This window comes from bacterium, from assembly GCA_028821235.1.
Lineage (GTDB): Bacteria > Actinomycetota > Acidimicrobiia > Spongiisociales > Spongiisociaceae > Spongiisocius.
The window spans coordinates 1-4,972 of record JAPPGV010000127.1; the positions used below are offsets into that span (position 1 = coordinate 1).

At 70.1% G+C, this 4,972-nt stretch carries 2 protein-coding genes and 1 pseudogene; all 3 read left to right on the top strand.

Features of this window, described 5'->3' with window-relative positions:
* Positions 1 to 151: 151 nt before the first annotated feature.
* Positions 152 to 1,186 carry a type I glyceraldehyde-3-phosphate dehydrogenase gene (gene gap, locus OXK16_12955; GenBank protein ID MDE0376853.1) on the top strand — a complete coding sequence of 345 codons (1,035 nt, stop codon included), beginning with the start codon at positions 152 to 154 and terminating at the stop codon, positions 1,184 to 1,186.
* A 210-nt stretch (positions 1,187 to 1,396) separates the two neighbouring features.
* A pseudogene (locus OXK16_12960) lies at positions 1,397 to 3,976 on the top strand (type I polyketide synthase).
* A gap of 362 nt (positions 3,977 to 4,338) precedes the next feature.
* Positions 4,339 to 4,972: polyketide synthase dehydratase domain-containing protein (locus OXK16_12965; protein MDE0376854.1), on the top strand; the 634-nt coding region annotated here is incomplete at its 3' end.

Sequence of the window (4,972 nt, forward strand, 5' to 3'; positions counted from 1 at the left end):
GAGGCTCGACCTTCTCGGGCATCTTCGACAGCCTGTCCACGATGGTGATCGGAGGCAACCTCCTCAAGACGATCGTCTGGTTCGACACCGGGTGGGGCTACGCGGCCCGCATCGTCGAGTTGCTCCGCCGGTACCACTCGCAAGGAGTGACATGACCACGAGAGTTGCCATAAACGGCTTCGGACGGATCGGGCGAGCGGTCCTGAGGATCATCCTCGACCGCCCCTCCTCCCCCATCGAGGTGGTGGCGATCAACGACCTGGCCGATCATGAGGTTCTCGCCTACCTGCTCCGGCGCGACTCGGTGATGGGCACGCTGGAGAAGAGGGTGACGGTACGGGACGGGAGGATGACCGTAGGCGGTCACCACATCCTGATGGTGCGGGAATCCTCGCCGTCAGCCCTGCCCTGGCGCGAGCTCGGCGTGGACGTCGTGATCGAGTCCACCGGGGCCTTCCGCACCCGGGACCTGCTCGAGAAGCACCTCGAGGCAGGCGCCGGAAGGGTCCTGCTCACGGTCCCCGCCAAGGACGGCATCGATTCCACCGTCGTGCTCGGGGTCAACGAGGGCGACCTCGAGGCCACGGACCGGATCATCTCGAACGCCTCCTGCACCACCAACTGCCTGGCCCCGGTCGCCAAGGTGCTTGACGACGCGTTCGGCATCGTGCGGGGCGTGATGACCACCGTCCACGCCTACACCAACGACCAGCGGCTGGCCGACGTGCCCCACAAGGACCTGCGCCGTTCAAGGGCCGCGACCGAGAACATCATCCCGACCTCGACCGGCGCCGCCCGGGCGGTCGGGACCGTGCTGCCGGCCCTCTCCGGCAAGCTGGACGGGATGGCCATGCGGGTGCCGGTACCCGACGGATCACTCGTGGAACTGGTAGCCGAGCTGTCCACCGACGTGGACGCCGGGGCCGTGAACGGAGCGCTGCGGAGCGCCGCCCGGGGACCGATGAGGAACGTACTGCAGTACTCGGAGGAGCCGCTGGTGTCGTCCGACATCATCGGCAACGACCACTCCAGCATCTTCGACGCAGGCGGGACCGAGGTGCTGGGTGACCGGCTCGTCAAGGTGGTCGCCTGGTACGACAACGAGTGGGGATACTCCAGCCGGGTGGTGGACCTGATCGAACTCCTGGGGTCGATGCCCCCGCCGGCCTCGGAGGCTCGCGCCTAGCCCGGGCCGATTGCCGGGCGTATCCCGGGCCGGCCGTCGGGTTCGGCGTGGAAGCTCCAGGGGTCGCAAGTGGTAGCCCGAGAGCCGGACCGTACGACCGTGCTTCCGTAGCCGGAATAAAGCCGGCACGGACGCTTTGCCATGGAGCGGCCACTGGCGATAATGAACTGAACGGTTCCTCCGGGCGCCGCCTCGGTTCAGGAGAGCCCTATGACATTGAAGGACTTGGCCGGCCCGTCGACACAGCCACCTGCCCGATCTGCGGGCGGTAGCAGCGAAGGCTTCCAGCCCGGGCCGCCGATCGCGATCGTGGGTATGGCGTGCCGGTTCCCCGGCGCGGACAACCTGGAGTCCTTCTGGCAGGTACTGGCCGAGGGCCGCAACACCGTGACCGAGGGCATCCCCGGCTCCGGTGGAGAGCGCCTGGCCGATCTGTTCGACGACCCCGAGCAGCAGAACGAGGCATGCCGTTTCGGCGCCTTCGTAGAGGGGATAGACCTGTTCGACGCCGCCTTCTTCCGCATCTCCCCGGTCGAGGCCGAACTCCTGGACCCGCAGCAGCGCATGATGCTGGAGGTGAGCTGGCAGGCTCTCGAGGACGCCGGCATGGACCCGGCCCGGCTGAGCGGGACCCGCACCGGTGTCTACACCGGGATCAGCAACGACGAGTACCGGATGATGGTCGTGGACTCGCTCAAGCCCAGCGAGGCGGCCGGGTGCCTCTACGCCCTCAGCGGGACCAACCTGAACGGCGCCAGCGGGCGGGTCTCCTACGTCCTGGGCCTGATGGGGCCGGCCAAGGCGGTCGATGCGGCCTGCGCCTCGTCCCTGGTGGCGGCGCACGACGCGGTGGCGGACCTCCAGCAGGGCAAGGCGGATCTGGCCATCGTGGGCGGCGTCCAGGCCATTCTCAACACCCGGATCTACGAACTGAGGGCGGACGCGATGATGCTGTCCCCCGACGGGCAGTGCAAGGCCTTCGATGCCTCCGCCAACGGTTACGTGCGGGGCGAGGGTTGTGGCGTCGTCGTCCTGAAGCGGCTGAGCGAGGCGGAGGCCGACGGCGACCGGGTATGGGCGGTCATCCGGGGTGCGGCGGTGAACCACGGAGGAGCCAGTACCGGCCTCACCGTCCCCCACACGCCCGCTCTGGAACAGGTGATGGAGACGGCCCTGTCGGATGCGGGCGTCCACTCGTCGGAGGTCGACTACCTCGAGGCGCACGGCACCGGGACCGCGGTGGGAGACCCGATCGAGATCGATGCCGTGGCCAATGTCTTCGGACCGGAACGCCGGCCCGGCCGGCCCCTGCTCATCGGCTCTGTCAAGACCAACATCGGCCATCTCGAGTCGGCCGCGGGCATCGCCGGGCTGATCAAAGCGGCGCTGGTGGTGAACCGGGGCGTGATCCCCAAGCACCTGCACTTCCGCGATCCCCACCCGGGCGTCGACTGGGACCGGTTACCCCTCCAGGTGACCGCCTCCCAGATGGACTGGCCGGGCGGCCATCCGGGCCGGCGGCTGGCAGGGGTGAACTCCTTCGGGATATCCGGCACTAACGCCCACATCGTGGTGGAGGAGCATCGCGACCCGAACGGCGAGCGCAACCCGGAACACCGGACGGCGGGCGCCGCGCAGGTCGTGCCGGTGTCGCTGCCGCCCCAGGTAGACGGGATCCCGTTGACCGCGAAGGGCCTCGGTCATCGCCGGACCCGCCTCCTGCCGCTCTCGGCCAAGTCCGGGAGCGCCCTCGGCGAACTCGCGAAGCGGTACCTGTCGTGGCTCGACGATCCCGCCCCCGAGTCGGGCCTGGCGGACGCGGCCTGGACCGCGGCTGTCGGGCGGAGTCACTTCGATCACCGGGCCGGGCTCGCCTTCACGGACGTCGAGTCGTTGCGAGCGGGGCTGGCTGCCCTGGCGGAGGATGCCGATGGCTCGGAGCCCCGTGCCGCCACCAGGGTGGCCTTCGTATACACGGGGCAGGGGAGCCAGTGGGCCGGTATGGGCCGAGACCTGTACGAGAGCGAGCCGGTGGCGAGGGCGGTGCTGGACCGCTGCGAGGAGGTATTCCGCGAGGCGAGGGGAGCCTCGCTGCTCGACGTGATGTTCGGCCGACCGTCAGCGGAGGGGGACCTGGGCGACACGGCGTGGGAGCAGCCCGCCCTCTACGCGCTGGAGTGCGCTCTGACCGCGCTCTGGGCCTGCGCCGGCGTTCGCCCGAGCGTGGTGATGGGGCACAGCGTGGGGGAACTGGCCGCGGCGCAGGCAGCCGGGGTGTTCACCCTGGAGGACGGGATGAGGTTCGCCGCGGCGCGCGGCTCCCTCCTGTCAGGGACCGATCCCGGCGCCATGGCCGCGATCTTCGCCCCGCCCGAACGGGTCGAGTCGGTGGTCGGAAAGCTGAACGGGTCGTCGAGCGGCGCCGGCGTGAGCGTCTCGGCCTACAACGGCGCCCACCAGGTGATCAGCGGTCCGGCTTCCGGGATCGATGCCCTCCTGGATCGTTTCCGATCGGAGGGAATCCGGGCCAGGCGGCTGAACACCACCAGGGCATTCCACAGTGCCCTCGTGGAGCCGGCCCTCGACCAACTGGAAGCCGCGCTGGACGGCATGACGATCCAGCCTCCGGCCGTGACGGTGATCAGCAACCTGACGGGTGGGCCGGTCGAGCCCGGCACGGCGCTTGACGGCTCCTACTGGAGGCGCCACGCGCGGGAGGCGGTGGCGTTCGCCCAGGGGGTGCGGGCCATGGGCGATCTCGACGTGGACCTGGTGGTGGAGGTGGGCCCGCACGCGGTGCTGGGTCCGATGGCGACGCTGGCTTGGCCCGACCGGTCGGCCGAGCGGAACGCCGCGGGCGCGCCGGCCGTGCTGGCCAGCATGCGGCGGCCGCGCCGGGGCGGCTCATCGCCCGAACCGCACACGAGCTTCGTGGATGCGGTGTGGCGGAGGCCTACGCAGCCGGACTGGAGATCTCCTTCGAGGGGTTGTTCGCCGGGGAGACGCGGCGGCGGGTCTCGCTGCCGGGTTACCCGTTCCAGCGCGAGCGCTACTGGCTGCAGCCAGCCAGACGAGGGCGGACCGAGGCGGGTCACCCCCTGCTGGGCGTGCGGTACGAGTCGGCGCGCGGCGAGGTCAGCTTCGAGACGGAGGTGTTCCCGTCGGATCCGGCCTGGCTGGAGGACCACCGGGTCTTCGGCAGGCTGGTGGCGCCCGGCGCGCTGTACGGCGCTATGGCGGCCACGGCCTCCCTTACGGAGGGAAGCGGCTCGGTGGTCATGGAGGACATGCAGCTGCACAACCCGCTGGTCTTCCCGGAGCCGGACTCCGGGAACGGCGGAGAAGAGGGCCGCAAGATGCAGGTCGTGCTCGACGACCCCGACCAATCTTCGTCGCGCCTCGTCCAGATCTACAGCAGGGGCACCGACGAGCAGGAGTGGACGCTACATGTCGAGGGTCGGGTGCTGGCGGGCGCCCCGATGCCGGAAGCGGCCGGGAGGATCGACCTGGACGAGATGCCAGCTCGCCTGACGCCTGCTGACGTCCCGGCCTACTACCGGGCCAAGTCCGAGACCGGAATCGACCTCGGCCCGTCGTTCCGGACGCTGGGGACGGTCTGGTCCGGTCCCGGCGAGGCGGTCGGCGAGGTGCTCCTGCCGCAAGCTCTGGGTCGCAACCGCCTGGACGTGCATCCGCTGGTGCTGGACGGTTGCTTCCAGGTGGTGGGCATTGCCCGCAACATGGTCGGCGGCCCGGAGGAGGCGACCTACCTGCCGTTCGGCTGGG

What these genes read in the sequence shown, in the direction of transcription:
- gap (MDE0376853.1), top strand. Translation starts at nt 152, where the DNA reads ATGACCACGAGAGTTGCCATAAACGGCTTCGGACGGATCGGGCGAGCG.